Annotated in this window: 22 protein-coding genes; 16 read left to right on the top strand and 6 right to left on the bottom strand. The window is 65.5% G+C overall.

The features are described from left to right. Positions 1 to 26: 26 nt before the first annotated feature. Entirely contained in the window at positions 27 to 3,110 is a 3,084-nt protein-coding gene (locus C3B71_RS13360) for a glycosyl hydrolase (protein ID WP_108968725.1), read from the top strand. A 965-nt stretch (positions 3,111 to 4,075) separates the two neighbouring features. Here C3B71_RS13360 and C3B71_RS13355 read toward each other — a convergent pair. Further along, the gene (locus C3B71_RS13355) at positions 4,076 to 6,022 is read right to left on the bottom strand and encodes an alpha-L-rhamnosidase-related protein (protein WP_159097711.1); all 1,947 of its coding nucleotides are present in this window, start codon (positions 6,020 to 6,022) and stop codon (positions 4,076 to 4,078) included. Between the two features lie 590 nt (positions 6,023 to 6,612). Here C3B71_RS13355 and C3B71_RS13350 point away from each other — a divergent pair. The 10 genes from C3B71_RS13350 to C3B71_RS13305 all read left to right on the top strand — a co-directional run bounded on the left by C3B71_RS13350 (position 6,613) and on the right by C3B71_RS13305 (position 16,091). After that, positions 6,613 to 7,926 (top strand): ABC transporter substrate-binding protein, encoded by a 1,314-nt coding sequence (locus tag C3B71_RS13350; RefSeq protein WP_199912517.1) that lies wholly within the window; start codon positions 6,613 to 6,615, stop codon positions 7,924 to 7,926. 61 nt (positions 7,927 to 7,987) lie between these two features. Then, positions 7,988 to 8,929, top strand: coding sequence for a carbohydrate ABC transporter permease (locus C3B71_RS13345; RefSeq protein ID WP_108968718.1), 942 nt, complete (start codon positions 7,988 to 7,990; stop codon positions 8,927 to 8,929). Next, positions 8,926 to 9,783 (top strand): carbohydrate ABC transporter permease, encoded by an 858-nt coding sequence (locus tag C3B71_RS13340; RefSeq protein WP_108968716.1) that lies wholly within the window; start codon positions 8,926 to 8,928, stop codon positions 9,781 to 9,783. The genes C3B71_RS13345 and C3B71_RS13340 overlap by 4 nt, the downstream gene beginning before the upstream one ends. Beyond that, the gene (locus tag C3B71_RS13335) at positions 9,783 to 10,856 is read left to right on the top strand and encodes a LacI family DNA-binding transcriptional regulator (protein ID WP_325048207.1); all 1,074 of its coding nucleotides are present in this window, start codon (positions 9,783 to 9,785) and stop codon (positions 10,854 to 10,856) included. The genes C3B71_RS13340 and C3B71_RS13335 overlap by 1 nt, the downstream gene beginning before the upstream one ends. A gap of 328 nt (positions 10,857 to 11,184) precedes the next feature. Next, complete coding sequence (locus C3B71_RS13330; RefSeq protein WP_108968714.1) at positions 11,185 to 12,309, top strand: Gfo/Idh/MocA family protein; 1,125 nt, start codon at positions 11,185 to 11,187, stop codon at positions 12,307 to 12,309. 228 nt (positions 12,310 to 12,537) lie between these two features. Continuing rightward, positions 12,538 to 13,554: a sugar phosphate isomerase/epimerase family protein gene (locus C3B71_RS13325; RefSeq protein WP_108968712.1), complete on the top strand. Its 1,017-nt coding sequence runs from the start codon at positions 12,538 to 12,540 to the stop codon at positions 13,552 to 13,554. Between the two features lies 1 nt (position 13,555). Further along, complete coding sequence (locus C3B71_RS13320; RefSeq protein WP_108968710.1) at positions 13,556 to 13,948, top strand: C-glycoside deglycosidase beta subunit domain-containing protein; 393 nt, start codon at positions 13,556 to 13,558, stop codon at positions 13,946 to 13,948. Positions 13,949 to 14,012: 64 nt separating this feature from the next. Then, entirely contained in the window at positions 14,013 to 14,435 is a 423-nt protein-coding gene (locus C3B71_RS13315; RefSeq protein WP_108968708.1) for a C-glycoside deglycosidase beta subunit domain-containing protein, read from the top strand. Positions 14,436 to 14,449: 14 nt separating this feature from the next. Then, positions 14,450 to 15,451, top strand: a complete 1,002-nt coding sequence (locus tag C3B71_RS13310; protein ID WP_108968706.1) for a TIM barrel protein — start codon at positions 14,450 to 14,452, stop codon at positions 15,449 to 15,451. A 217-nt stretch (positions 15,452 to 15,668) separates the two neighbouring features. Further along, complete coding sequence (locus tag C3B71_RS13305) at positions 15,669 to 16,091, top strand: hypothetical protein (RefSeq protein WP_108968704.1); 423 nt, start codon at positions 15,669 to 15,671, stop codon at positions 16,089 to 16,091. A 180-nt stretch (positions 16,092 to 16,271) separates the two neighbouring features. Here the strand turns inward: C3B71_RS13305 and C3B71_RS13300 are convergent, their stop codons facing one another. From C3B71_RS13300 to C3B71_RS13280, 5 genes are all read right to left on the bottom strand, one after another. After that, positions 16,272 to 16,826, bottom strand: a complete 555-nt coding sequence (locus C3B71_RS13300; RefSeq protein WP_159097710.1) for a nucleotidyl transferase AbiEii/AbiGii toxin family protein — start codon at positions 16,824 to 16,826, stop codon at positions 16,272 to 16,274. Further along, entirely contained in the window at positions 16,823 to 17,128 is a 306-nt protein-coding gene (locus tag C3B71_RS16725) for a nucleotidyl transferase AbiEii/AbiGii toxin family protein (protein WP_159097709.1), read from the bottom strand. Before C3B71_RS16725 ends, C3B71_RS13300 begins: the two co-directional genes overlap by 4 nt. A gap of 23 nt (positions 17,129 to 17,151) precedes the next feature. Beyond that, positions 17,152 to 17,751, bottom strand: a complete 600-nt coding sequence (locus tag C3B71_RS13290) for a type IV toxin-antitoxin system AbiEi family antitoxin domain-containing protein (protein ID WP_146752425.1) — start codon at positions 17,749 to 17,751, stop codon at positions 17,152 to 17,154. A gap of 89 nt (positions 17,752 to 17,840) precedes the next feature. Next, positions 17,841 to 19,766 carry an ABC transporter ATP-binding protein gene (locus C3B71_RS13285; protein ID WP_108969955.1) on the bottom strand — a complete coding sequence of 642 codons (1,926 nt, stop codon included), beginning with the start codon at positions 19,764 to 19,766 and terminating at the stop codon, positions 17,841 to 17,843. A 35-nt stretch (positions 19,767 to 19,801) separates the two neighbouring features. Next, positions 19,802 to 21,553: an ABC transporter ATP-binding protein gene (locus C3B71_RS13280; protein ID WP_108968696.1), complete on the bottom strand. Its 1,752-nt coding sequence runs from the start codon at positions 21,551 to 21,553 to the stop codon at positions 19,802 to 19,804. 244 nt (positions 21,554 to 21,797) lie between these two features. On the opposite strand from C3B71_RS13280, the gene C3B71_RS13275 reads away from it, so the two are divergent. Genes C3B71_RS13275 through C3B71_RS13255 form a run of 5 tightly spaced genes read left to right on the top strand, consistent with a single transcriptional unit; the run spans position 21,798 to position 26,953 of the window. Further along, complete coding sequence (locus C3B71_RS13275; protein WP_146752426.1) at positions 21,798 to 23,159, top strand: ABC transporter substrate-binding protein; 1,362 nt, start codon at positions 21,798 to 21,800, stop codon at positions 23,157 to 23,159. Further along, positions 23,159 to 24,058 (top strand): carbohydrate ABC transporter permease, encoded by a 900-nt coding sequence (locus C3B71_RS13270; RefSeq protein WP_083565597.1) that lies wholly within the window; start codon positions 23,159 to 23,161, stop codon positions 24,056 to 24,058. Before C3B71_RS13275 ends, C3B71_RS13270 begins: the two co-directional genes overlap by 1 nt. A gap of 7 nt (positions 24,059 to 24,065) precedes the next feature. Beyond that, positions 24,066 to 24,890: a carbohydrate ABC transporter permease gene (locus C3B71_RS13265; protein WP_073328964.1), complete on the top strand. Its 825-nt coding sequence runs from the start codon at positions 24,066 to 24,068 to the stop codon at positions 24,888 to 24,890. A gap of 3 nt (positions 24,891 to 24,893) precedes the next feature. Further along, positions 24,894 to 25,892, top strand: a complete 999-nt coding sequence (locus C3B71_RS13260; protein ID WP_073328966.1) for an alpha/beta hydrolase — start codon at positions 24,894 to 24,896, stop codon at positions 25,890 to 25,892. Continuing rightward, positions 25,889 to 26,953 carry a helix-turn-helix domain-containing protein gene (locus C3B71_RS13255; protein WP_073328969.1) on the top strand — a complete coding sequence of 355 codons (1,065 nt, stop codon included), beginning with the start codon at positions 25,889 to 25,891 and terminating at the stop codon, positions 26,951 to 26,953. Before C3B71_RS13260 ends, C3B71_RS13255 begins: the two co-directional genes overlap by 4 nt. Positions 26,954 to 26,994: the final 41 nt, after the last annotated feature.

The following is a 26,994-nucleotide window of genomic DNA, read 5'->3' as shown; positions in this document are numbered from 1 at the left end:
CCGCACGTCACAGCCAGGAGCAAACAATGACCGCGCCCGCCGACCTGCGCCGACCCGCCACTCGCGTCGCCCTGACCCGGGCGCGCTTCGCCACCCCGGAGATGACCGACCGGCCCGGCATCCGCTGGTGGTGGCAGCAGCCGGTTCCGGTTGAGGAACTGCTCGAGGAGCTGCGGGCCATCGCCGCCGCCGGCTTCGGGGAGGTGGAGATCGCCTTCTCGCCCGGCTTCTGGGCCGACGCCGCCCAGCGTGAGGCGCTGGCCGCCGTCCTGGCCGAGGCACGGCACCTGGGGGTGGGCGTGGCCATGACGCTCGGCGCCGCCTGGCCGCTGCAAACCCCCAACACCACCCGCGGCACCGCCTACGCCGCCCAGGAGCTCCAGTACGGGGTGAGGTGGGTTGAGGGCGAGGGCCGGGCGGATGCCCGGGGCGACGCCGGCCGGGCCGCCGCCGAGATTCATGGGCCCGGTGGTGGCCGGGGCGCGGTCACCACCCCCGTGCCCGCACCCTTCGACGACGCGGAGCTGGCGCGCGGCGGGAAGCTGGTCGCCGTCGTCTCCGCCCGGGTGGTCCGACGCGGCACACCACCGCGGGTGGTGGACTCCGGCAACCCTTGGGGCAAGCCCACCAAGATCATCGAGCCCGAGCACTCCACCCTGCTGGACGAGACCACCCTGACCGACCTGACCGGGCAGGTGCGCGGTGAGGGGACCGGCGCCGTCGTCGACTGGGAGCCCGGGCCGGGGCAGTGGGCGCTTATGGCCTTCTGGAGCCGCGACAGCGAGCAGGGGGTGACCAGCTTCCTGGACGCCGCCGCCGCTCGCGCCGCCCTGGCCTACCTGGATGAGCACCAGCTCGGGCAGGCGGGTGCGGCCGCACTGAGGGCGGAGGGGTCTACCGCCACTGAGCTGTTCGAGGACTCCCTGGAACTGAACGCCGACTGCCTGTTCTGGAGCCCGGAACTGCGTGAGCGCTTCCAGGCCCGGCGCGGCTACGACCCCACCCGCTACCTGCCGCTCCTGATCGCCCACGGCCAGTGCCGGTACTGGGTGCCCGAGACGCCGCCGCGCCCCGACTTCGACTCCGCCGATCCCGACGGCGCCCCGACCTCGCTGGGGCGGCGCGTGCGCACGGACTACAACCGCACCGTCACCGACCTGTACGTCACCGACCACCTGGCCCTCATCCAGGACTGGGCCGTCGGGCACGGCATGCGGCACAAGGCGCAGGCCGCCTACGGGCAGAACCTGGAACCGGTCCGCTCCTTCCGGGAGCTGGTGCGCTGCGGCGGGCGCGCGGAGGTGGAGTCCCTGAACTCCGGGGACCGCGCGCCCATCAACATGGACCACCCGAACTGGCGCTTCGCCCTGGACTGGCAGCGCAGCTGCGTGGCCGGCGCCCACCAGGGCGGGGCCGCGCGCGTGTCCACCGAGCTCGGCGCCCAGATGGACAAGTGCTACGACTTCTCCCTGGCCGACTACCGGCACATGCTGGACAAGGAGTGGGCCGTCGGCGTCACCAAGCCCTTCGTGCACGGCTTCGCCGCCCAGGACCCCGAGGCGCCCTGGCCCACCCGGGGCCGCTTCGGCACCATCGTCTCCGAGTCCTGGAACCACCGGCACTTCCCCCAGTGGCCGCACTGGAAGGGACTGACCGACTACTGGGCGCGCGGCACCGCGGTGCTGGAGACCGGCACGCCCCGAGCGGACGTGGCCGTCTACCGGGACGGCTTCCTGACCACCGCCGCCCGCGGCAACGCCGAGGCCGACGCGACCGCCCCCGACCGGCTCATCGACGCGGAGCCCCTGGAGCGCGCCGGCTACAACGTGCAGATACTCGACCCGGTCGGCCTGGCCGAGGCAGGTGTCGTCGGCCTCGAAGCGGGGCGAGTCGTGCTCTTCCCGGAGGGGCCCGCCTACCGGGCACTGGTGCTGGATGCCGCGCTTCAGGGCGGCGCGATCCCGTCGGATGCGGCCCGTGGGCTGGCGTGCGCCGCCGCGGAGGGACTGGCGATTGTGCTCGTCGGCCGGCCGCCCACCGGGGATGCCGGTTGGGGCGGCGCCGACGCCGGCGCGGCCGTCCGTGAGGCGATCGCCTCCGCGCTCGCGGGACCGCGCGTGAAGCGGGTGGACGCCTGGGCGGAGGTGCCCGGCGCGCTCGCGGCACTCGGGGTGCGGCCCCGCGTGGCCTGGACCGGGCCGGTGCTGCTGACCCAGGTGCGTGACGCCGTCGAGGGCCGCTACGTGCTCGTCTACAACCCCGCCGCGCAGGCGGTGGCACTGCCGCTGGAGATCGAGGGGGCCGGGCGCGTGGAGGTCCTGGACCTGGACGCCGGCGAGATCACGCGTGTGGGTGCCGAGGTGGCCGGCGGGCGTACGCGGGTGGAGGCCTGCCTGGAGCCGCTCGGCTTGGTGATGTTGCGGGTCGTGCCCGCGGGGGAGGGCGCAGTGGCGGCCGCCGCGACCGCGGGGAGTGGCGACACAGCAGGCGCCGCAGCGGGTGAAGCCGGCTCCCGTGCGGTGGCCGGGGCGGTGATCGGAACCGGGGCCGTGGGCGGCGCAGCGGATGCGTATGGCGCGGGCGGCGCCGCATTGCCCGGAGGTTCGGCGGCCACCGCCCGCGTCGGTGCCGGCGGCGAGGAGTTCGTGCTGACGGACTGGAGCCTGACCGTCATCTCCGAGGAGCCCGCCGGGCCCCGCACCATCGTCCTGCCCGGGCAGGGCCCCGGCGACTGGCGCGACATCGCGGCGCTGAAGGACGTCTCCGGCACCGGCCTGTACCGGGCACGTGTGGAAGTGGGCAGTGGCGGCGACGCTGGCCGGGCTGCGCTCGCGGATGCGGTGATGACGCTTGGGGAGCTGGGCGGCAGCGCCGTGGTGCGGGTGGGCGACCGGGTCTTCGGGCCGGTGCTGCGCGACGCTGCGACAATCGCGATCGGGGGCGCGCTGTCGGCGGCCGTGGCCGCGGGCCGCGAGCCGATCATTGAGGTCGAGGTGCGCACGACGCTGCGCAACGCCACCCTCGCGGCCGACGCCTACATGACTGGCCCCTGGGCGGTGGAACACCCGAGCGTCCCCCACGGCCTCCTCGGCCCCGTCCACCTCCGCTAGCCCCTCCAGTCCCCTCCACCGAGGTCGGTAGAAGTTACGTGCCGACGTCGGTTGATGTGGCGGAGGCTATATCCGGGATGGGTGTGGTTGGAGTGGGCGCGTAGGGGCTGCACACTGGAACTGCGAGGACAAACTTGTTCAGTTCTGGTTTTTCATCGGTATTGTGCGGAAATGACGGACCGGCCGAATTTCGGTTACAGTGCTCCGGTGTGCAACGGGGACCTCGTTGCACACCGGAGCCTTTCCGCAGCTCCGGACCCGATGGGTGAAACCGCAGGATCATGCGAGTTTTGGTGGGAGTTGGACTTCTTGAGTGTGCAGCGTTGCCATCTGCTCGGTTGCGTCACCAGGCACCTGCTTGATCGAGATCCTGTTTGTCCAGGATGCTCTTGAAGGAATGCTCCGGAAAAGTGCCTTTGGCCGGGTGCTGACGTTTACCGGCGCGGGGGTGGGTGGTGTGTGCCCGGGTGCCCCGTCGGGGACGGAATGTCCGATTTCGGCACTAAGGCTGTCGGCGACCGCTGGGGCCGTTTCTGAAACCGCATGATTCCAACGTTCTGCCCATGGCCGCGGGCAACGTCGGGGCTGTTTATGCCGATCCTGGACACTTTGTGCCGCCACGCACGGGAACGAGCGCCAGCGGTGGGCCGTGGGTGGACAGGCCCCCACCCCTCCACCCGAGGCCGCCCCGGAATGCAACACCACAAACCCCGGAGCTGGAAGAGCCGGTTTGCGTCCGCCTGGGGGGACTCGCGGTCCTGCCCGGCGCCCGGTGCGCTGGCCGGCGCCGGGGAGGCCAGCCGGGCCGGCGCCCGCACCTAAACCTGGCCCCCGAATCCCCAGTTTGACTGCGTTCCTCTAGTTGGACCGTCTGGGACGGTCCAAGCAGACACGGGCCAGTCGGCCGAACCGCAAACGACCACACACCCCAGACATCACCCCAATCTCAAACCGGAAGAGCCCGTTTACCAAATCGCTCGAGCCGGTCCGACGAACCGCTCCGCGCCGCGAACGAGCACCGTTCCCGCCGGCACGTCCACCGTCGTCCTTCCCCGCTCCGCGACGACGCACACGTCGCCGTGCACCGTCGGGATGGCGCATGCAGCCCATTCGAGCTCCCCTAGCTGGGGGTCCACTGTGAACTCCTCCCAGCCTGGTGCCAGGGCCTGCACGCCCAGGATGGCCAGCACGAGCAGATCAGCGGGTCCTGCGGCCCAGCCGTGGCAGAGGCTCTTGCCGAAGGGGCGCCCGTACATCTGTGTCGGTTGCTCCCCCTCCGAGGGGAATTCTTCCCAGAACGTACTCGCCCCGGCGTCAACCAGCGGTCCCCAGATCCGCACGAGCTCGTCCACCGTCTGATGTCGCAGTCCGCGCTGCACGAGTGCGCGCAACGCCCAGGCGCGCATCGAGGGGGTTCCCGACGACGTGGCCAGGATTTGCGTTTCCACGCCCGGCGCATGCAGCGGCGTGAGCCCGGCCAGGGTGGCTAGCGTGTTCGCCAACGGTGTCGGCCGAGAGACGCCGTCAACGTATTCGCGCCATGCGCCGGTGCTGTGATCCCATGCCGCGTTGTTCAACGTCCGGGCAACTCGCGTGGCGCACTCTTCCCAGGAATGAAGTTGCCCTGCGCTAGGCGCGTCCGGAGCTTCCGCACTGCGCAGATGAGCGCCTACCCGAACCGCGCTTCGCAGCGCCCAGTACCACAGGGCTTGGAACGCCGTCGGTGTGCGCTGTGGGGCCACCTCGACGCCCCAGTCCAGGAAGACCGCTCCCGGTCCCGTATGGGGGAAGGAGGACTCGTCCTTGGTGGTGTACAGCAATCCATTGCTATTCGTCATCGCCAGCAGCGAGGTGACGACCTCGTCCAACTCCGGCGCGGTCGCAGCCAGCAACGCCTCATCGTCGAAGGCCTCCAGGTCGAGCGCGAGTGCGATGACTCCCCACAGTGTGTAATCGGCGATGCCGTTCACGTAGCCACTTTGCGGCAGGAAGAGGGCAGCAATGCCGTTCGCGGTGATACGCGAATCACCGAATGCATATGCGTTCGGGCCAATTGCGGCGGCATTGTCGGCCATCCATGGCAGGCGATCCCGCTTGATTCCGTCGACGACGAGGGTCTGCATGCAGGTACCCAGAGTCGTCGCCGCCACTGTCCACATGCGGGTCAGGCGCTCATCCGAGCACGCGAACGCTCCGCGCCGGCTGAAAGTGCGAGAACTGGCACGCACGTGCACACGTGATGCGGTAGCGCCATCCACGAGGACGTACCGTAGCCCCAGGCGGTTCCTACTGACCCAACGTCCCGGCTCCACCTGTTTCAGATCGGTATGGCACTCAGCGCACTCGGTGCCGGCCAGTGCCTCCGCGGGTGACTCGCCTGCCGTCAGCACCGGTTGCTCGGCCCCGGGTGGGCAATCGATGACAACATGCCCAAGTAAGGGGAGTGGCGCGACCCATAGTGATCCCCCATCTTCATGGGCCAGCTCGACCTCGGTGACCGGCTCGCCCGTCGCATGTGGCGGCGCCTGACCGCCGAAGAAAATGTCGGCCGGATACCAGTGCTTATCCCCCTCCAGTAGCGTCTCGACGTGGATGTCCCTAAGGGAGTTGCGTCGTTCTCCGAGGACTGTGCTGCTCTCCTCTTGACCGCGGCTGGCTGGTGCGGCGAGACAGATCGCTGGCGGTTGACCGTCCTTCGCATCGACGACGAGGGTAATCGCCTCCTCGCCGTGGAAGCACAAAGTTGTGCCGGGTTTCAGGTGCCTGACGCGCGGCGGGGGCGTGAACGAAGTCTCCGCCGTCGTGGATGCGGTCGCCTCAGACGAACTGCTACTTGCTTCCACAGAGACGACGCCGGTGGCGTCGACAAGGACTGCGGTCCCGTGTCCTCGCAGCCGGAACAAGGCGCGCAAGGCCGGGGGAGTAGCAGTCTCCGGGTAGGAGACATGACACATGGTTCGGCGACTCTCTGAAAACAGCGCCTGTAGCGCTCCACGGCCAAACTGAGCGCGCGGATAGAGCCAGGTTCGTGGCTTGGGTCCGGCAGACGTCTTAGCAGGGCCGTCCAGCCCGATCATGGGCAGTGGCGAGCGGGAGATGATCGTCTCGTAGTCGCAGGTTGGCGCCGCAGGGGTGCAGTCACCATGCGGCGCTGGCGGGAAGCTCATATCTGTACCTCACGGGGAGTCGTTGCCTCATCGCAGCGTGTCATAACCTAGTCGGCTTGCCGCACATATTGAAGCGCTTCGGAACTCTCGGCGCAAGTGGGGTGTGGTGTACGAGGTGTGTGAGCGCTGTTGGTTGCGTTGTTCGATCGTGTAAAGCCTCTGCGGTGCTGCTGAATCGCCGCAATTGTACCGTTTTGACGTAGATGCGAGCCTTGGTGCTTGACGCTGTGTGGGTCAGCGCTTATGCTTGCTTCGCAATGAAGCGCTTCAGTTTCATGGCGCACGCCACTCCAATGGAGGAGTGGCGGAGGTACCCACACATGGAGGACACCCACATGAGTATCCGTAAGTCCGTGGCCGTCCTAGCGGCCGTCACCCTCACAGGGGCGCTTGGACTCAGCGCCTGCGGTTCCGGATCTGGAGGCGACTCGGCCGACGGCGTGACCGAGCTCTCCATCTACATCGACTCCGACCCCTCATCGATCGCCCTGTGGGATCCGCTGGTGGAGTCGTTCAACTCCTCCCATGAGGACATTCAGATCTCCTACGAGACCCACCCCTCGGGATCGGAGGGGGACAACCTGATCAAGACGCGTCTGTCTACTGGCGATATGAACGACCTGTTCTGGTACAACTCCGGTTCGTTGTTGAAGGCATTGAGCCCCGACTCCACGCTCGTGGACCTGTCCGATCAGGCGTGGGCAAGTAAGGTCGACGACAACTGGACGCAGGCCGCCTCCACCGACAACGGCCTGTACGGCCTGCCGGTCGGGGCGTCCTTTGCCTTCGGCATGATCTACAACAAGGATGTCTACTCCGAGCTTGGACTTGAGGTGCCCAAGTCCTGGGACGAGTTCATCGACAACAACGAGAAGATCGCCGCTGCCGGTATCACCCCGGTTGTACAGACCTACTCCGACACCTGGACCTCGCAGGTCATGGTCCTCGGTGACGCTGCCAACGTGCTGGCCGCAGACCCCGACTGGGCCGAAAACTACACGGCCAACAAGGCCAAGTACGCTGACGAACCCGCTTTCGCCGGTTTCCAGCACCTGCAGGACGTCTATGACGCCGGCTACCTGAACGACGACTTCGCCTCCGCAACCTACGACGACGGCGTCAAGATGCTCGCCGAGGGCACGGCGGCCCACTATCCGATGTTGACTTCGAATGTATCCGCCGCCATTGGTGAGAACTATCCGGACGCTGACTCCTCGCTCGGTGTGTTCGCGATTCCTGCGGACGACGCCGCCAACACCACGCTGACCATTGGTACGCCGAACGGCATGTACATCCCCAAGAGCACGGAGGGCGAGAAGCTTGAGGCCGCCTACGAACTCCTTGACTGGCTGGCCACGCCGGAAGCTTGCACGGTAATGGGCTCGGCGATCACGGTCGGCGGTCCGTTCGTCATTGACGGCTGCGAGCTACCGGAGACTGCCACCTCGTTGGTCGATGACATGACCCCCTATTACGACGAGGGCAACACCGGCCTCGCGCTGGAGTTCCTCTCGCCGATCAAGGGGCCCTCGCTCGAGCAGATCACCGTGCAGGTGGGCTCAGGCATCTCTTCTGCGTCCGAGGGCGCTGCCCTATATGACCAGGACGTTGAGAAGCAAGCGCAGCAGCTGGGCCTCGAGGGCTGGTGACGCGTGAGCCTTGTGTGGGGGCGGGGCAGAACCCCGTCCCCACACTTCACTCGGAGGAATCATGACTGCTATCACTGCATCAACGGTGTCGAGCGGCGCCTCGAAGAACAAGACTCATCTAAAGAAGATGAAGAAGAAGGGGCGGGGCCTGGACAAGTACTACCCGCTGTACTTCCACATCCCCGCAGCGCTGTTCTTCGTCATTCTCTTCCTGGTTCCGACGGCCGCCTCGTTCTACTTCTCCCTAACGCGCTGGACTCTGTTCGACATGGAGTTCATCGGACTGGACAACTTCGTCCAGTTCTTCAAGGAGCCCTCCCTGGTGAAGGGCTTCATCAACACCTTCATCTACGCCTTCGTCACTTCAGGCACAAAGGTCGTGCTCGGGCTCGCCCTCGCCGTGCTCCTCACCTCCCAGGTCTTCGGCCGCAACTACCTGCGGTCGGTCGTGTTCTTCCCCGTGCTCGTATCTACGATCGGGGTCGGCGTAACCTGGAAGGTGCTGCTCGATCCGCAGGACGGCCTGGTCAACCGGGCCCTCGCCCTCGTCGGAATTGACGGTCCCGGCTGGCTGACCGATCCCAACCTCGCGCTCTTCTCCGTCGCCGGTGTCGACGTCTGGAAGGGGGTTGGCCTGGCCACGGTCATCTACATCTCCGGCATTGTCGCCATCCCTCACGAGTTCGTCGAGGCCGCGAAGGTGGATGGTGCCGGCGCCTGGCAGATTTTCAAGAACATCACCTTGCCGCTGTGCCGTCCGGCTACGGTCACCGTCATCATCCTCTCCCTCATCGGCGGGCTGAGGTCCTTCGACCTAATCTGGACCATGACCCGCGGCGGCCCCGGATTCTCTTCCGACGTGATCGCATCGGTCATCTACAAGCAGTATCAGGCCGGCTTCTACGGCCTGTCGACGGCGGGCAACGTCGTGCTGTTCCTCGTCATTGCGGTGATCGTGATCCCCCTCAACACGTGGCTGAACAGGAAGGGCAAGCAATCATGAGTGTCACCGCAGCATCCGCCGGAAGGCGGCGTACTCGCAAAGGGTTGGTCCCGGGGATCATCGCCATCCTTGTCAGCGTCGTGGTCTTCATCGTCCCGTTCGTCTTCATTGTGCTGACCGCGGGGAAGACGCAGAAGGAGGCCTCCCTGCTGGAGTTCTCATTGCCCACCCAGTGGGCCTTCGTGGAGAACTTCAAAACGGTGATCGCCACCCAGGACTACGTGCTGATACGTGCCTTCGTCAACTCCGCCGTCGTAACAGTGCTTGCCGTGGCGATCCAGGTGATCCTGGGCGCGATGGTCGGCTACGTCCTGCAGCGGCGCCAGTCACGGTGGAACGGCATCATCAATCTGTTCGTCATGATGGGGCTCATCATCCCACCGGCCGTCGTCCCGACCATCTGGGTACTGGATGGCCTAGGGCTGTACAAGACCCTGGCGGGGCTGATCGCCGTCCACGTGGCCTTCGGGCTCTCGTTCTGCATCCTGCTGTTCCGCGCCTTCGTCGAGACGATCCCGCGAGAACTGGACGAGGCGGCAGTGATCGACGGCGCTGGTCCGTTGCGCCTGTTCTTCCGGGTCATCTTTCCACTGCTGAAGTCGACGATCGTCACGGTGATCGTGGTGCAGGCGGTGACCGTTTTCAACGACTTCACCTACGCCTTGTACTTCCTGCCCGGGGCCGGCAACGAGACGGTTCAGCTCACGCTGTACAATTACCAATCTCAAGGCCTGAACCAGTGGAACCTCCTGTTCATGGATGTCCTGCTGATCACTATCCCGCCGCTGATCATGTACGCGTTCTTCAACCGACAGATCCAGGAGGGGATGACGGCGGGCGCTGTGAAGGGATAATGCGGACCGACGTGCTCGGGATGGGAGGAGGTGTTCTAGAGGTGCCCACGCGAACGCAGCGGTCGCCGCGTCTGCGCGATGTCGCGGATCGCGCCGGGGTGTCCCTTGGTACCGCGTCGAACGTCCTCAACCATCCCGAGCGCGTGTCCCCCGCAGCCATAGAGCGCGTGCGGGCGGCGATCGATGAGCTCGGGTTCGTCCGCAACGCCAACGCCAGCACGCTTGCCTCCGGCCGATCTGGCGCATTGGGGCTGGTCGTCATCAACCTTTCGAACTCCATGTTCGTTGACGTGGCTAGGGGAGCGCAGGCTGCGGCCCGTGCGGCCGGCCATAACCTGTTGCTTGCGGACAGCGCTGATGACTTCGGTGCCCAGGGGAGCAATGTGGACTCCTTCAACGAGGCCAGGGTCGCCGGACTGCTTCTGGCACCCATGCAGGACTCCTCGGAGCATGTGGCCCGGCTCAAGGTGCGCGGTATACCCGTGGTACTGATCAACTACGACCAGGGGGACGAGGACCTGTGCACCGTCGTCGTCGACAACGAACAGGTCGGCTACCTGGCCGTCCAGCACATGCTGGATATTGGTTGCAGGCGGATCGCTTTCGCGGCAGGCGGTGACGAGCAGTACCAACCGGTTCGGCTGCGACGCAGGGGGGTACGCCGCGCGATGCGCGAAGCCGCCGGAGCCGCCTCCTTCGAGGAGATCATGGCCGGTGGAGTGAAAGAGGGTGACGGCTTGGCCGTGGCACAGCAAATCGCCGGCCGCGGCCCCGAAACCCGCCCCGACGGGATTATTGGTGTGTCGGACTCGCTCGCGTCTGGACTGGTAGAGGGACTGTGTGATGCGGGCATTGCGGTTCCGGGTGATATTGCCGTCATGGGCTGCGACCGCAACAGCTCCGCGGGGGACTGCCGAGTGCCGCTGACCAGCATCACCATGAAGGGGCAGGAGATGGGGACTGCGGCCGTGCGCCTGCTCCTGGATGAGATGGATCGGGACGGATTCCATGTTCACCAGCGGGTTGTGCTCACTCCGGAGTTGATCGTGCGGGGGTCGACGGTACGTGCGTAGGCCTGACCCATTGGTACGGCCTTGTACCTCGTGCTCGTAATGGGCTTGGTGAGTGTCCGCCGTTGCGGCTTTCCGCTGCCGCCCCGGGAAACGCAATCGCGAGCTGGTCCGGTGTTTACTCCTGCCCACGAAAACCTAGGCTGCTCGCGGGTGAGGGCGGGCATGCCCACCTTCCGTAGCCACTTATGCACGCACGAGGCGCAAGTGTGCGTGTGTGGGCTTGGGTTCGGCTGTGGCGGCCGAGTTGAATCGATCCTGTGAGGCGGGAACGCATCCTGCCGGGCCCAGCCACCGCCGGCGGGCTCAACCCGAACACAGGAGTTCAGACATGAGCAAGAAGCTTCGCATCGGCATCGTGGGCCTGGGATTCATCGGAACCCAGAAGCACCTGGTGGGCCTGGCGCAGCACAAGGACAAGTGCGAGATCGTCGCCTTCTGCGACTTCGACATTGAGCGCGCCGAGGCCGGCAAGGCTCAGTGGGGCAACACGGACGCCTACACCACCACCGATTACAAGGACCTCGTGAGCGACGACTCGATTGATGTCATCCACGTGTGCACTTGGAACGCGAACCACTGCGAGATCACCTGTGCCGCCCTGGAGGCCGGCAAGCACGTCATGGTGGAGAAGCCCATGGCCGTCACCGGCGAGGACGCCCGCAAGATGCGCGACACCGCCAAGCGCACCGGCAAGAAGCTGACCGTCGGCTTCCAGTACCGCCAGCGCGAGGAGTACCAGTTCCTCAAGGCCCTGGCCGACGAGGGCAAGTTCGGCGAGATCTACGCCGCCAAGGCCCACGCCACCCGCCGTCGCGGCGTGCCGATCTGGGGCGTGTTCACCGACAAGACCAAGCAGGGCGGCGGCCCGCTCATCGACCTGGGCGGTCACTCCATCGACGTCGCCCTGTGGCTGATGAACAACTACGACGTCGCCTCCGTCACCGGCGTGGTTAACTACAAGCTGGCCGACAAGCCCGAGGGCAACATCGGCGGCGAATGGGACCCGGCCACCTACGAGGTCGAGGACTCCGCCTTCGGCTTCGTCACCTTCAAGAACGGCGCCTCCCTGTTCGTCGAGGCCTCCTGGGCCCTGAACATCAAGGCCGCCCGCGAGGGCTGCATCACCATCATGGGCACCGAGGCCGGTGCCGAGACCATCCAGGACCCGGCCGGCTCGGCCAACCTGATCGTCGACGTCAACTCCATCGAGGGCGGTAGGCAGGTCAACACCGGCTTCGGCGAGGGTGGAGCCTACTTCTCCGCCGGTGCCGCCGGCGAGGCCCAGACCGGCTTCGCCTACATGGGCGGCCTAGAGGCCGGCCTGTGGCTCGACGCCATCCTGAACGACACCGAGCCCTACGTGACCGCGGACCAGGCGGTCGTCGTCACCGAGATCCTCGACGGCATCTACAAGTCCGCGGCCCAGGGCGGCAAGCCCGTCTACTTCGACTGACGGCCCGACGGCGTCGCTCCCCCGGCCGGCCGGGCGCGCAGGCCCAATGGAGCCGACGCCGTCGCCTCCGAAATAACACGCCGCACCGTCCCGGCGCCGCCTCACGGCTCGCCCGACGGACAGCAACAGGTTCGGCCCCGGTCCCCACCGCGGGGCCGGGGCCGAACCGCACCACGGCCGGCTCCCGGCCGACCCATCCGCAACCCGCACTCAGAGAGGAGCGCATCAATGACCTCGCAGATCAAACGCGGAGTCAGCCTGTACTCATACCAGCACGAATACGTTCACGGCACCATGGACCTCGAGGACTGCGTCGCCGCGGCCGCCAAGGAGGGCGCGCTTGGCATCGAAACCCTAGGCGAACAGATGATCCCCGGCTTCCCGTTCCCCGGGCAGGCCGACCTGCCTGACTCCTTCTACTCCTGGTGGCAGGACCTGATGGCCAAGTACGGCACCACCCCGACCGTCCACGACATGTTCCTGGACACCAAGCGCTACCGCGGTCGCCTGCTCAACCACGACGAGATGGTCGACTCTCTCAAGCGCGACATCCGACACACCGCCAAACTCGGAGCCAAGGGCATCCGCATCATCGTCAACACCCCGCCCGAGGTCGTCGAGTCCGCCGCCCCCTACGCGCGCGACCACGGCGTGTGGATGGGTGTGGAGGTCCACTCCCCATACTCCTTCGAGGACGACTGGATCAAGCGGCATCTGGAGGTCGCCGCGCGCGTGGGCTCCGACGTCGTCGGCTGCGTGCCGGACATGGGCATCTTCGTCCATAAGCTGCCGCGCGTCGTCGTCGACCGGGCCCTGCGCGACGGCGCCGACTCGGAGCTGGCCCGCGAGATCGTGGACACCTACAACTCCCACGGCGACACCCAGGCCCTGTTCGACCGCCTGGAGCGGCAGGGGGTCGACGGCGTCACCCTGGGGCTGGCCCGCAACGGCATCCACATGATCGCCCAGCCGGTGGACTGCCTGCGCGAGCACGCCGAGTTCATCAAGCACATCCACGCCAAGTTCTACGAGATGCACCAGGCGGAGGGAACCGACTACTGGCACGAGTACTCCATCCCCTACCACGAGATCGTTCCCGTGCTGGATGAGATCGGCTACGACGGCTACCTCTCCAGCGAGTACGAGGGCAACCGCCACATCGAGGACGCCGAGCCCGTCGACTCCATCACCCAGGTGGCCGCCCACCAGGGCATGCTCAAGGCACTCATCGGAGAGGAGAACTGACATGTTCGACGAGATGATCATCCGCGAGGGAACCGTCCGCAACGTCGCCGGACCCGACGGCGAGGCGGTGGGCTTCTCCTTCGAGAGCCACATCCCCTACTACCGCGGTCTGGGGCTGTCCATGGTCGAGGTACCCGAGGTCACGGTCGACGGCGAGGCCGTGCCCGGGGAGGACCTGCGCTTCACCTACAACGGCGTGACCCGCACCTTCGACGAGCTGGCCGACGTGACCGACGTGCGCTGGGAGCTGCGCACCTTCGCGACCATCACCGTCCTGCGCCCCGGCGGCCTGGCCCCCGGCGAGCACGAGGTGCACGTGAACCTGCGCCTGCGCGTGTCCTACCTGCCATTCGTCTCCGAGAACCGCTTCACCCGCAGGGTCGCGGTGGCCTGAAACAGTGTTCACCTCACTGCTGCCTCACTAGCTACCAAACTCGAACCAACCGAAGGAATCACCCATGCCCACCAAATTCATGAAGCTCGGCTTCGACGAGCAGGTGCTGCGCCGGCTCGCCAACGACTCCGACGGCTACGTCCTCGACGTCGGCCTCAACTACTACCGCGGCACCCCGATCTCCGCCGTCGAGCGGATGGAACTGAGCGTCGACGGCGAGCGGGTCGACGACGACCGCATCCTGGTGGAGATCAACGGCAAGTTCCTGCGCCTTAAGCAGGTGCCGCTGGCCTTCACCGAGTACTGGGGCGTCAAGACCCCGATCCGCCTGCACGTGACCGGCGAGCCGCTGGCGGCCGGGCCGCACGACGTCGACTTCGTGTGCGAGGCGCGCGTCGTCTACATGCAGTTCGCCCCCGGCGTCTACGGAATGTTCGACGCCTCCGCATCCGCCACCCTCACCGTGGCCGAGAACTCTGAGAACTGAGGAGCAAGACCACCATGGCAACGATTAATGGAATTGAACAGGGCATTTCCTGCTACAGCTACACCCAGGAGTTCATCGAGAACGAGGACTGGAGCATTGACACGATCTTCGAGCACGTCGCCGCCAAGGGCGTCAGCAAGGTGGAGCTGGTCGGCGCCCAGACCTTCCAGCAGTACCCCACCCCGCGGCCCGAGGAGATCGACGCGGTGCTGGCCGCCGGCGCGAAGCACGGTGTGGAGGTCTTCTCCTACGGCGGTTACGTGGACCTGGGGCGCATCACGGGCTACCAGATGAGCCGGGAGGACATCCTCTCCGACATCCGCCTGGACATCATGACCGCCCGCAGCCTCGGCGCGAAGTATCTGCGCGCCACCGGCTTCGAGCCGGAGCTCGCCCCCGCCGTCAACGACCTGGCCGAGCGCTACGGCGTGCAGATCGGCTTCGAGATCCACGCTCCGCACACGCCGGCCGACGCCACCACCCGCGGATTCATGGAGACGATCGAGAAGAACCGGCTCGAGTCCTTCGGGCTGGTGCCCGACTTCGGCATGTTCATCGAGCGGCCCACCGAGATCGCCATCAACCGCTACGTGGGCCTGGGTGCCAAGCGGGAGACACTCGACTGGATCATCGCCAACCGCCACAACGGCATGACCGAGGAGGAGATGCAGGAGCACGTCGCCAAGAACATGGGCGGCGGCGAGGGGGAGAAGGTCGCCATCTCCGAATGGTTCGGCTACCTGTCCTTCGCGCCGGCGGAGCTCGACTCCTTCGCCGCGATGGTGCCGTATGTGAAGTACGTGCACGGCAAGTTCTACCACCTGGAACTCGACGCGGACGGCAAGGTCTTCGAGCCGACGATCCCGTATGAGAAGGCACTGTCCATACTGGCCGACGGCGGCTTCCAGGGCGCCTTCATCTCCGAGTATGAGGGCCACGCCTTCTACCTCAACGACGCCGACGAGCAGCTCGACCGCCACCTGGCCCTCGGGAAGAGCATCCTCGAGAGCCTGTGACGGACCGTCCTCGACAAGGGCGGGCGTCGCCTCGGTGAGAGGGGCGGGCGCCGGTTGGCAGCATTGACGCCGCCGTCGGCCCCGGCCCCTCTCGCCGAGATCGGTTGAAGTTACGTGCTGAGATCGATTGAAAAGGACGGCTGCTCTGGCGAATGGGGCGGCGCGAATGATGTGGGAGTGGCCCGTCGGTTCTCCCTGAGACGCAAAGGAGCGTGTCATGAGTAAAGTGCAGGAACGGAAACAAGAGACGGCGTCTGCGGGGCCGGTGGCCTCGCGACGGCGAGTCGCGCCTGTAGCGTGGTACCTGATCGCGCTCGCGGTGTTGGTGTCGCTGTCGGCCTGGAGCATTGTGCTTGATGATTGGTTCGGGGATGAGAACACACGCGCAAGTGTGATTTCCCTGTTCATGCTCGTGTTCATCTTGGTTGTGGGAACGTGGGTGCACAGGCGGACTCCGGCACGGCAACGGGTCGTGCTACGGATGGCTGAGAACAACGGGGCGGTCTTGCTAGTCTCACTCGCCGTAGTGGTCTGGCTGGGCTGGGGTGAGGTGCCTCCGATCCTCGCCGCGGTGCTCGGGGCGGCGCCGTTCCTGACCGGCCTTTGGGGTCTCCATTCCCTGCGGAAGACGACGGCGTAGAAGCATTGTGCCGTCGTCGATCGACGCGCTTTGCGGCGCTACCCATATCGGCACAGGAGCGGGCTGCGTGGGATCCGCAATCGTGCGCAGCCGCTTCAACGCTGTGTCGCGCGGCCCTGGCCGATGGCGCCGAACCTCAACGTGGGTTCGGTGTCGATGAACCTCTGCGCAATGCCAGAATCACTCTTTCCCATTACTGTTAATGTCATCAGGGACGTGGATGAGTGCGCGCTGGTAGGTGCTGTCAATGAGCGCTATCGCGTCATCGTAATTGCTCGCTTCTAGCCGCAACTCTGCTGCCATCTCCTCGTAGGCTGCACGCCAGAAACCAGGTGAGTTTGTCAGCGAGCGTGGCGGCAACTCGCCGTCGCGCGCATCAAACACGCGACGAAGAGCCTCGCCGAGGCGTTTCGGTGCCAGCAGGTCCGCCTCTACGAGAAGAACCAGATCAACCAAATCCTTCACCCTTGACGAAGGGCGATCGTGTGCATATGTCCGTGCGCAGGCGTGTAGTTTCTCAGCGGCCTGTTGATTTGGGTCAATAGCGGCTATCGTTATCGCTTCGCACCCTTGAAGTTCTGGAATTACCGGCTCAACTCGGAGTTGGTCTGCAGTATCGCCCATATCTGCGGTATTTGTTACCACGTCAAGCCTGACTGAACAGATCTCGCTGTTGTCTAGCAGGGCTCGCGTCGTGACCCTCCACGTCTCACCGGTGTTGCCGTCTGCAGTCAAAGTCTTAGAGTGCTGACCGTAAATGTCGTCCGGTCGCCAAGATCTTGGTCGAGTACTTCGTCAATCAGGTCTTGGACCTCGACGGCAGTCAATCCGTTCTGAATGTCGTGAACGACGAGGTCAAGATCCTTCGTGGTTCTTGCATGCAGGCCAAGTCGCAGTTCCATCGCGTAGCCGCCCTTGAGTACCCATCTGGGATCCGTAGCGAATCGTGCAAGCAGTCGTTGAAAGGCGAAACGCTTGATGACGACGTTCGGATCGACGCCGAGACGGCGGCCCTCGTTTGACAGTCGCTGGGTCACCGACTCCTTGTACGAACTGTCTCTCACTGTATCTCCTCAACGGCCGTGGAAACGGCCCGTTCGAGTCGTAATGCCGCCCGATCGTTGAGTCCTGCCGCTCGGTTACGCAGACGACGCGGAGTAATCACCCCGTTGGCGAGCGCCTCACGGACGGCTTGGGTCAGATGCTCCTGTGAGGAGGTGGAGGAGGCGACGTCGGCAAGCGTGCGTTCCACCGTGGTGACCCTCCAGCCGTCCCGCTCCTCCCTATCGCCTGGGGGTACCGCGCCTTCGTGAATGGAAAGGATGCCGTTTCGTTCGCGACGACCGCCGGGCACCGTTACGTTGATGCGTGCCGGGTTCACATCGGACAGGTCATGGACTGTCAGGGCGGTTTCGTGTGAGATAACGGCGTCTCGGCCGAGCCCGAGGCAAGCGCGCACGTACTCGTCATCTGCTGAGGTCGGCCAGTTGGGCAGCCGGAACACCCCACGATCAACGCGGACCCAGTTTCCGCGATCTGCATGGTACTTCTGTGCCTGGTAGGAGTATCCGACGTCTAGGGCTTGAGCCGCTGTGAAGAAACCGTGCTGACGGAAGGCGGTACCTTCTAACGAGCGGCGGAGGTCAGTCCGGGTTAACATGTGACAAGTGTAGCAGGGAAACTACAGAAAAACTTTAGTTACTCGTAGCGTATGTTGCATGAAACTAAAGGAGGGCTTAGGTGGAACGCCTACTCCAGTTCGAAGGCGCCGGTGTAGAGCTGGTAGTAGGTGCCGCGCTGCTCGATCAGCTGTTCGTGGCTGCCGCGCTCAATGATGCGGCCGTGGTCCAGCACCATGATCGCGTCCGAGTTGCGCACCGTGGACAGCCGGTGGGCGATCACGAACACCGTCCGCCCCCGCATGAGGTTGTCCATGCCGGCCTGCACCAGCGCCTCGGTGCGGGTGTCGATGGAGCTGGTCGCCTCGTCCAGGATCATCACCGGCGGGTCGGCGACGGCGGCGCGCGCGATCGACAGCAGCTGCGCCTGCCCCTGGGACAGGCTTGAGCTGTCGCCCGAGATCACCGTCTGATACCCGTGCGGCAGGCGCCGGATGAAGCCGTCGGCATTCGCCAGCTTCGCCGCCTCGATGCACTCCTCATCGGTGGCGTCCAGGCGCCCGTAGCGGATGTTGTCCATGACCGTGCCGGTGAACAGGCGCACGTCCTGCAGCACCACGCCCAGTGAGCGGCGCAGGTCCGCCTTGGCGATCTTGTTGATGTTGATGCCGTCGTAGCGGATCTTGCCGTCGTCTATGTCGTAGAAGCGGTTGATCAGGTTGGTGATCGTGGTCTTCCCGGCGCCGGTGGCGCCCACGAAGGCGATCTTCTGCCCCGGCTCGGCCCACAGGGAGACGTCGTGGAGAACCTCCTTGACGCCGTCGTAGGAGAAGTCGACGTGCTTCATAACGATCTCGCCGCGCAGCCGCGTGTAGGTGACGGTGCCGTCCGCCTGGTGGGGGTGGCGCCAGGCCCACACGTCGGTCTTGTGGTCCGCGGGCTGAACGCCGCCGTCGGCGGTCTCGACGGCGTCGACCAGACCCACATAACCGCCGTCCTGCTCGGGCTGCTCGTCGATCAGGGCGAAGACCCGGCCGGCGCCGGCCAGGCCCATGGCTATCAGCGCCACCTGCTGGGAGGCCTGGTTGATGGTCTGGGACAGCTGCCGCACCATCGTCAGGTAGGAGACGATGATGCCGACGGTGATGGTGCCCATGCCGGCGAAGCCGATGTTGGTCACCTGCAGCTGAATGAGCAGGCCGCCCACCATGGCGATCAGCACATACAGCAGGTTGCCGAGGTTGCCCATGACGGGGCCGAGGATGTTGCCGTACTGGTTGGCCTTCTCCGAGTCGGCGAACAGCTGCCGGTTAAGGGCGTCGAAGTCGGCCTTGGCGGCCTCCTCGTGGTTGAAGACCTGGACCACCTTCTGCCCGCCCATGATCTCCTCGACGAAGCCCTCCTCGGTGGCCAGCGACTGCTGCTGGGCGACCATGTAGCGCGACGAGTTCCCACCCAGGTTGCGGGTGGCGCCGACCATGATCGCGGCAACTACCAGTACCAGGATCGTCAGCCACAGGCTGTAGTAGAGCATCATCGCCAGCATGGCGGCGAGGGTCAGGGCGGACTGGATCAGGGTGGGCACCGACTGGCCGATCAGCTGGCGCACCGCGTCGGTGTCATTGGTGTAGGTCGACATGATCGCGCCGTGGGCGTGGGTGTCGAAGTACTTGATCGGCAGGGACTGCATGCGGTCGAACATGTCGTCACGCATGTGCTTGAGCGAGCCCTGCGTGACCACCGCCATGATCCGCGAGTACAGGAAGTTGGTGAGCACGCCGAGCGCGTAGACCACGCCCATGGCGGTGATGATCCGCACCAGCGTGGGCATTACGGCGTCCAGGCCCGTGCTCAGCCCGGGGGTGATCACCTCGTCGACCACCCGCTGCATGAAGATCGAGGCGACGGTGGAGGCCACCGAGGCGATCACGATGCTGACGGCGACGACGATCAACTGCCACGGGTAGTAGCGGAAGACATAGGCCAGCAGCCGGCGGGCCGGGTGTTCGATATGCGGCAGGTCGTGCGGGTCCGGCTGGTCGGCGTCGGGACGCAGGTCCCGGGGCTGCTGATTGCGGGTGCGCGCCACGGTCACGCCACCTCCTGCGTCTGGCTGGTGCGGTTCTGGGATTCGTAGATCTGCTGGTACTCGCCGCCCAGGGCCATCAGCTCCGCATGCGTGCCGCGCTCCAGGATGCGGCCGTCGTCGAGGACGATGATATGGTCGGCGTGCTCCACGGAACTCAGGCGCTGGGCGATGATGATCTTGGTGGTGTCCGGGATCTCCTCGGCGAAGGCGCGACGGATGAGGGCGTCGGTGCGGGTGTCGACGGCGGAGGTCGAGTCGTCCAGGATCAGGATCTGCGGCTTCTTCAGCAGGGCGCGGGCGATGCACAGCCGCTGCTTCTGCCCGCCGGAGACGTTGGTGCCTCCCTGCTCGATGCGAGTGTCGTATCCGTCGGGGAACTGACGCACGAACTCGTCGGCCTGGGCCAGCTCGCAGGCGTGGATGAGTTCCGCGTCGGTGGCGTCGGGATCGCCCCAGCGCAGGTTCTCCTTGATGGTGCCGGCGAACAAGACGTTCTTCTGCAGCACGACGGCGACCGCGTCGCGCAGGCTCTCCAGGTCGTATTCGCGCACGTCGACGCCGCCCACGCTCACCCGCCCGGAGGTGGCGTCGTACAGGCGGGAGATTAGTTGGATGAGCGTGGTCTTGGCCGAGCCGGTGCCGCCCACGATTCCGAGGGTGGAGCCCGACGGGATCGTCAGGTCGATGCCGTGCAGGACGTCGGCCTCGGCGTCGGCGGCGTAGCGGAAGGAGACCCCCTCGAAGCGGACCTCGCCGTCGGGAACCTCCTTCAGGCCGCCCGTGGGGGAGGTGAGGGTGGGGCGGTGCTCGATGACCTCGGCGATGCGGTTGGCGGACTCCACCGACATCGACACCATTACGAAGATGAACGCGAGCATCATCATTGATGCCAGGATCTGCACGCCGTAGGTCATCAGGGAGGAGAACTCGCCGGTGGTCAGCTCGGTCGCGCCGCTGGCCACGACCACCCGGGCGCCCAGGTAGTTGACCAGCATCAGTGCCACGTAGATGAAGAAGACCATGATCGGGCCGTTGAGCGCCAGTATCTTCTCGGCGTAGGTGAAGTCCTTGCGGACCTCCTGGGAGGCGGCGCGGAACTTCGTCTTCTCGTGCTCCTCGGTGACGAAGGACTTCACCACCCGGATCGCGGAGAGGTTCTCCTGCACGGAGTTGTTCAGGGCGTCGTACTTCTTGAAGATCCGCTGGAAGATCGGGAACACGTAGGCGGCGAGGCCAACCAGGGCGCCTCCGAGGAAGGGCAGCATGATGATGAAGATCAGTGCCAGGCGCGCATTGATCGTCAGCGCCATGATGATGGAGAAGATCACCATCAGGGGCACGCGCACGGCCACCCGGATGATCATCTGGTAGGCGTTCTGCACGTTGGTGACGTCGGTGGTCATGCGGGTGACCAGTGACGACGTCGAGAAGCGATCGATGTCCGCGAAGGAGAACTCCTGCACCCGGTAGAACAGGTCCTGGCGCAGGTTGCGGGCCAGGCCGGCGGCGGCGGTGGCGGCGCGCACGCCGGACAGGACGCCGCAGGCGAGCGAGATCATCGCCATTAGCACAAGCACCAGGCCGATCCGCAGGATCGGACCCATGGACTGGCCGGTGAGGGTGTCGATGAGCTCGGCCATCAGCAGGGGCAGGATGCACTCGAGTCCGGCCTCGCCCACCATGAACAGTGGCGCCTGCAACGATGCCTTCCTGTACTCGCGCAGGCTGCGCATGAGTATGCGTACGGTCTTCACAGAGGTCTTCTACCAGCTTCTCGGTAGATTAGGTAGTGGCCTTCAGTCGTGATTTGTGCCTGGCGGGGACAACTGTGACGGACTCCGGTGAATGCGGCCGACCTCGGCGAGGGCCGCGGCACCCTCGGGACGCCCCACCGCCATTCGGCGGTGGGAGGCGCCGAAACGGAGACCACATGGCGGCGGCCGCGCAGGTCGCTCCGGAAGATGATCATCCTGTCAACGACGACCGAAGGAGTCAGACGTGAGTGCGAAGCACCTTCCTCTTATGAATCGCCGTCGCATGCTGGGTACCAGTGCCGTGGCGCTGGTTGCGGCCGCAACCGCCGCATGCTCGGCGCCGGGATCCGGCGGAGCCTCCGCCGAAGGGTCGGCGCCCGAGGCCGTCTCCACGACCTTGCCTACCGAGCCCGTGAAGATTCGCATCATGACCAGCACCGAGGCCGCTGACGCGGTGACGGCTCTCGGCGAGGCTTTCACCGCTCAGCACAATACGGTGACCTTCGAGATCACTGCTGAGGCGAATGCTACACTGGCACAGAACATATCCCGCATCCTCACCCGCAACGATCCTCCCGAGTTGTGTTTCATGCCGGCGCTGAGCGCCGCGGCGAAGGATAAGATTGTTACCAACATGGATCCCTATGCGGAGGCCTACGGCTGGGACTCCTGGTCCCAGCCGCTGCTCGCGATCGCGCGAATGGACGACAGCGGTCAGCGGGGCGTCGGCTCCCTCTACGCGGTAGGAATCGGCTACAACGTCACCGGTATCTTCTACAACAAGGAGCTCGCCTCCGAATTGGGCGTTACGATGCCGCCCGCCACTGTGGACGAGTTCGACGCCGCCTGCGCCGCCGCGGTAGCCGCGGGCAAGAAGGCCATCGCCATGGCCGGAAAGGACGTGGGGACCCCCTACCTCCTCCAGATGCTTCAGAACGCCTACGGCGACTCGCAAGAGATCAACGACTGGATCTTCCAGAAGTCCGGGGCCACCTTTGTCCAGCCCGCGATGATTGAAGCCGCCACGAAGATCCAGGAATGGGTCGGCAACGGGGTCATTCCCTCCGACGCCGTTTCGGTCGACTACTCCACCTCAATGGCCGACTTCCAGGCCGGCGATGCGCTCTTCGTCCCCAACGGCGACTGGGAGGCCCAGCGACTCGCCTCGGTCATGGGGGACAAGGTCGGCTTCTTCCTCTTTCCAGGAGCCCAGGCGGGTGCCGATCTCAAGGCGATGGCGTCTCCCGCCAACTACGTCATTCCTGCCACCGCTGCGAACAAGGACGTCACGGCATACTTCCTCAACTGGATTCACACCGATGAGTCAGCGCGTCAGATGGTTGTCGACGCGATCGGCTGCTCCCCGGGCGGCCCCACCGACCTGCCCGTACCCACGAGTGATGTTCAGCTGGTCCAGGAGACCACCCAGGCATTCAACACCGTTCTCGAATCCGGAGGGGCGGTGGACTTCATCGCCAATGCAACTCCGGGAATCGGCATGGGTGTCATGACCCCCGAGTGCCAGGCTCTTCTGCTCGGAAAGACCACGCCCGAAGAGTTCGCCCAGGCCATCCAGGACGGGTACGAGCAGGAGTTGAACGGCTGATGGCACAGGCAGCCACCCGGGCGCGCCGACCCCGGTCTTGGAAACGAACTCTCATTGCCCTCGCCTTCCTCGCTCCGGCGGCGGGCCTGTACGGGTGGCTCATCCTGGGGTCCTTCGTGCGTGCCATCCAATACTCCTTCTACGACTGGAACGGGGTTGGGGAGGCCACCTTTGTGGGGACTAAGAACTACGTCGACATCTTCACTAACGCGTCCAAGCTCGTGACGCTGCTGCACTCCTTCGAGTTGATGGTGTTCTTCACCGGCGGAACCTTGGTCCTTGCGTTGGCAGCGGCGGCGCTGACCGGGCACGTCGCCCGTCGACGGGGCGGCGATTTGGTACGAACCGTACTGTTTCTCCCTCAAGTTATCCCCATGGCCGCCTCCGCCATTGGCTGGAGCTGGATCTACTCGCGCGAGGGGCTGGTCAACCAGATCCTCGACGCCGTCGGACTCAGTGGCATCACCAGGGCCTGGTTGGGCGATACAAAGACTGCCCTGGTTGCAATCGGGTTCATCGGGACTTGGGCCCTGCTGGGTATCACGACAATGATGCTGTCCTCCGGCATCACCAAGATCGACCAGGGACTCTACGAGGCCGCCCGTCTGGACGGTGCCAACGCGTGGCAGGAGTTCCGTGCGGTGACGCTTCCGGGCCTGCGCAGGGAGATCGTCGTGTGCGCCACCATGACCATCATTGCCGCGCTCGCCAGCTTCGACATCGTCTACATGACCACTCAGGGCGGTCCGGCGCGGGCCACCATGGTGCCAGGCGTCGAGGTCTACTTCCTTGCCTTCAGCCAGCAGAAGGTCGGTGCCGCCGCCGCCATGGGAATCGTCCTCATGGCCGTGGTCCTGCTCGTCATCATTCCGCTACAGAAGCTCAGCTCGAAGGATTGACGTAACCATGCGCATTTCACGCCGTGAGCGGTTCTCAGGTTCTGCCCTTCTCATTGCCCTGGCCATCTACACTCTCATGCCCTTCGTCGCGCTGCTGTCTGTAGCTTTGGCGCAACCGGGGACGTTGCCCGCCGGGATCTCCTTCACGGGCGCTCTGCACTGGGAAAACTTCGCCACCGCCTTCGAACTGGCCAAGTTTCCGACACTCATGCTCTCCAGCGCTCGGCTCGTCATCATTGTGGTGCCCCTGGTCCTACTCTTGTCGACCATGGCGGCCTACGCCCTTACCTGGCTGAAGGTGCCCGGATCCGCGATCTTCTTCCTGGTCTTCCTCGCGGGCCTGACCCTGCCCACGGAGAGCCTTGTGACGCCGCTCTACATCACCATGCGGGACCTTAATCTGACCAATACCGTGTGGAGCGTGGCGCTGCCGCTGGTGGCCATGCAGATGCCCTTCGGCGTGTTCTGGATGCGGACGCATTTCCTCGGCGTCCCTGGGGCGCTCGAGGAGTCTGCACAGGTCGACGGCGCTGGACCAGTCCGCACGTTCGTCAGCATCCAGCTGCCGATCGCCAAGGCCTCGTTGTCCACCCTGATGGTTATGAGCTTCCTGTGGACTTGGAACCATTTCATGCTCACCGTGGTGATGATCGACGATCCGTCTCAGCGAACTGTTGGGGGTGCACTCGCTGGCTTTCAAGGGGCCTATGCCACAGACGTCGTCATGCTGTGCGCCGCGGCACTGCTGATGATGATCCCCACGCTCCTGGTATTCATCGTCTTCCAGCGTCAGTTCAAGCAAGCGCTGCTGCAGGGCTCGGTGAAGGGTTGAACCATGGGTGAGTTGTTTTGCCGTCAGGTTCCGCTGCGTCCCGCCTATGACGCCGAGTTGGCCGGCGCCCTGGCCGTGCGAGGCTTTGTACCCATGCCCTTCGACGCGGACGCCCTGGAGGCTATGAGGACCGATATCCGCGGTTTCTCCGAGGAGATCCGCGAGGGCTACGAGGCCAGGGGCTACGTGGTCGAGGATCTCACGGTCCCCGCGGCTGACGGATACCCAATCGGCCTGGTACACACCCACGCCGCGGGGGCCAGGGATCTGCGCCCGTGCGTGTTCTACATTCACGGCGGCGGGATGATGGTGGGTACGCCCTGGGACGGCGTGACGGACTTTGAGGGCTGGATTGACGACTTCGGGGCCAGCGTCTTCAGTGTCGACTACCGGTTGGCGCCGGAGTTCACCGCCCCCACTCTGGTAGAGGACTGCTACACCGCCCTGTGCTACGTGGTCGAGCACGCCCAGGCGCTGGGGATCAACCCCGAGGCGATCGTCGTGGCCGGCATGAGCGCCGGCGGCGGGCTGGCTGCCGGCACCGCCCTGCTCGCCAGAGAACACTCAGGCCCTCCGCTCGCTGGTCAGTTGCTTATGGCGCCGATGCTCGACCCCGACGCAGACGGTGACTCCGTTCGGCAGGAGCCCCTGACGGGACCGTGGTCCGCGGAGGAGAACCGGAGGGCCTGGTCGATGGTCCTGGCCGGTACGGACCCAGGGGAGGTCAGGTTCAACACTCCCGGCCGGGTGAAGGACCTGGCGGGGTTGCCGCCTGCCCTGTTGGAGGTGGGCTCGGCCGAGACCTTCCGCTCCGAGGTCATCGACTATGCAGCCCGCATCTGGCGGGCAGGTGGCTCCGCCGAGCTGCACGTGTGGGACGGCGGCTACCACGGCTTCGAGAACCATTTCCACACCTCGGTGGGGCGGGCGGCGTTGGAGTCCCGTAACAGCTGGCTGGGGCGGATATTCGGCTACGGGCCCCAGGATAAGGTGGTTGGGTGAGGGACCTTCTGTCCAGGCTTGCCGCCCGGGATACCGAGGCCGGCGTGGCACTGCGTGTTCTGGATTATTTCGACAGTCTGGATGGCAGCGGTGCCGGGCCGGAGGCGTACTTGCGCGGGGGTGCCGCACTGACCGGGTCGGTGACGGGGATGAGCCTGCAGGACCGCGGGATCGACATCCGCGTCGACCCCGCGGGGCGTCGTCTGCCCAGCAGGTCGACTGGTCCCGAGTCCGGTTGGCCGACGGCGTGCGTCTCGCCGGACACCGGAAGCCGAATTTGGGTGGAGAATCCCGACCCCAGCACCACTGATCGCCTGGTACTTGAACGCCTGGTTCAGGGGGTGAGTCGCTGGCGCGACCGCATGGACTCATTCGCCCCCAGCCCCGCCCAGGCTTGGTCCATCCTCCTCAATGACCCGGTAGCCGCCGACCGGCGGGTCCAACTCATTAGCTCACTGCGGCTGGATGCCAACCGGACATATCGGGTCTTGGCGACCACGAAGATATCCGGAGCCGATCAGTTGAGTGCCACGACCGATATCGGTGCCGTCCGGGTGTATGCCGTCATTCAGCCCGCCTCGATCAGGTTGGACTCGGAATTCCCCGGTCACCGAGGTGGGGCCGGCCCGGCGGTGGCACCGACGGATATCATGGAGTCGTGGAGCCGAGCGCGAACGGTGCTCCGTATGGCCCCCTTCGGCAAGCTGTTGGAATGGGACCGCTTCAAGGTGATCGCCCCCCTGTTCCTCCATGCCATGCCGGAGGACGTCATGACCGATCCCACGGTGCAGCTCATCACCGCTGAGCAGATCCCGTGGCTCGAGGAGACCGTGACCGCCCTGACCAGGGCCAAGTCCGTGCGGGGCGCCTGCGTCGAGCTGGGCCTGCACCACTCCACCGTGCAGAAGCGCGTCGATCGCCTTCAGGACACCTTTGACCTCGACCTGAGTAACTCTCGTCATCTGTTCTACCTGTGGCTGGGATGCGTGGCCCAGCGCTTCGCCGTCTTCGGCACGGAACTGGACCCCTGGGCGAGGAGCGGAAATCAGGCGGGGTCCTGAGCCGGGGCCTCCCGGGCGCGCCGTCGGCCGTCCCCGTCGGT

It is taken from the genome of Actinomyces sp. Z16 (genome assembly GCF_003111765.1).
GTDB classification, from domain to species: domain Bacteria; phylum Actinomycetota; class Actinomycetes; order Actinomycetales; family Actinomycetaceae; genus Actinomyces; species Actinomyces glycerinitolerans.
The sequence above is the reverse complement of the archived record's forward strand: the minus strand, read 5'-3'. Positions and strand labels throughout refer to the sequence as shown.

Excerpts from the sequence above, each read along its gene's own strand:
- C3B71_RS13290 (WP_146752425.1), bottom strand. The coding sequence starts at position 17,751 with ATGTTAACCCGGACTGACCTCCGCCGCTCGTTAGAAGGTACCGCCTTC.
- C3B71_RS13270 (WP_083565597.1), top strand. The coding sequence starts at position 23,159 with ATGGCACAGGCAGCCACCCGGGCGCGCCGACCCCGGTCTTGGAAACGA.
- C3B71_RS13345 (WP_108968718.1), top strand. The coding sequence starts at position 7,988 with ATGACTGCTATCACTGCATCAACGGTGTCGAGCGGCGCCTCGAAGAAC.
- C3B71_RS13335 (WP_325048207.1), top strand. The coding sequence starts at position 9,783 with ATGCGGACCGACGTGCTCGGGATGGGAGGAGGTGTTCTAGAGGTGCCC.
- C3B71_RS13325 (WP_108968712.1), top strand. The coding sequence starts at position 12,538 with ATGACCTCGCAGATCAAACGCGGAGTCAGCCTGTACTCATACCAGCAC.
- C3B71_RS13305 (WP_108968704.1), top strand. The coding sequence starts at position 15,669 with ATGAGTAAAGTGCAGGAACGGAAACAAGAGACGGCGTCTGCGGGGCCG.
- C3B71_RS13360 (WP_108968725.1), top strand. The coding sequence starts at position 27 with ATGACCGCGCCCGCCGACCTGCGCCGACCCGCCACTCGCGTCGCCCTG.
- C3B71_RS13320 (WP_108968710.1), top strand. The coding sequence starts at position 13,556 with ATGTTCGACGAGATGATCATCCGCGAGGGAACCGTCCGCAACGTCGCC.
- C3B71_RS13350 (WP_199912517.1), top strand. The coding sequence starts at position 6,613 with ATGAGTATCCGTAAGTCCGTGGCCGTCCTAGCGGCCGTCACCCTCACA.
- C3B71_RS13340 (WP_108968716.1), top strand. The coding sequence starts at position 8,926 with ATGAGTGTCACCGCAGCATCCGCCGGAAGGCGGCGTACTCGCAAAGGG.
- C3B71_RS13265 (WP_073328964.1), top strand. The coding sequence starts at position 24,066 with ATGCGCATTTCACGCCGTGAGCGGTTCTCAGGTTCTGCCCTTCTCATT.
- C3B71_RS13310 (WP_108968706.1), top strand. The coding sequence starts at position 14,450 with ATGGCAACGATTAATGGAATTGAACAGGGCATTTCCTGCTACAGCTAC.
- C3B71_RS13330 (WP_108968714.1), top strand. The coding sequence starts at position 11,185 with ATGAGCAAGAAGCTTCGCATCGGCATCGTGGGCCTGGGATTCATCGGA.
- C3B71_RS13260 (WP_073328966.1), top strand. The coding sequence starts at position 24,894 with ATGGGTGAGTTGTTTTGCCGTCAGGTTCCGCTGCGTCCCGCCTATGAC.
- C3B71_RS13315 (WP_108968708.1), top strand. The coding sequence starts at position 14,013 with ATGCCCACCAAATTCATGAAGCTCGGCTTCGACGAGCAGGTGCTGCGC.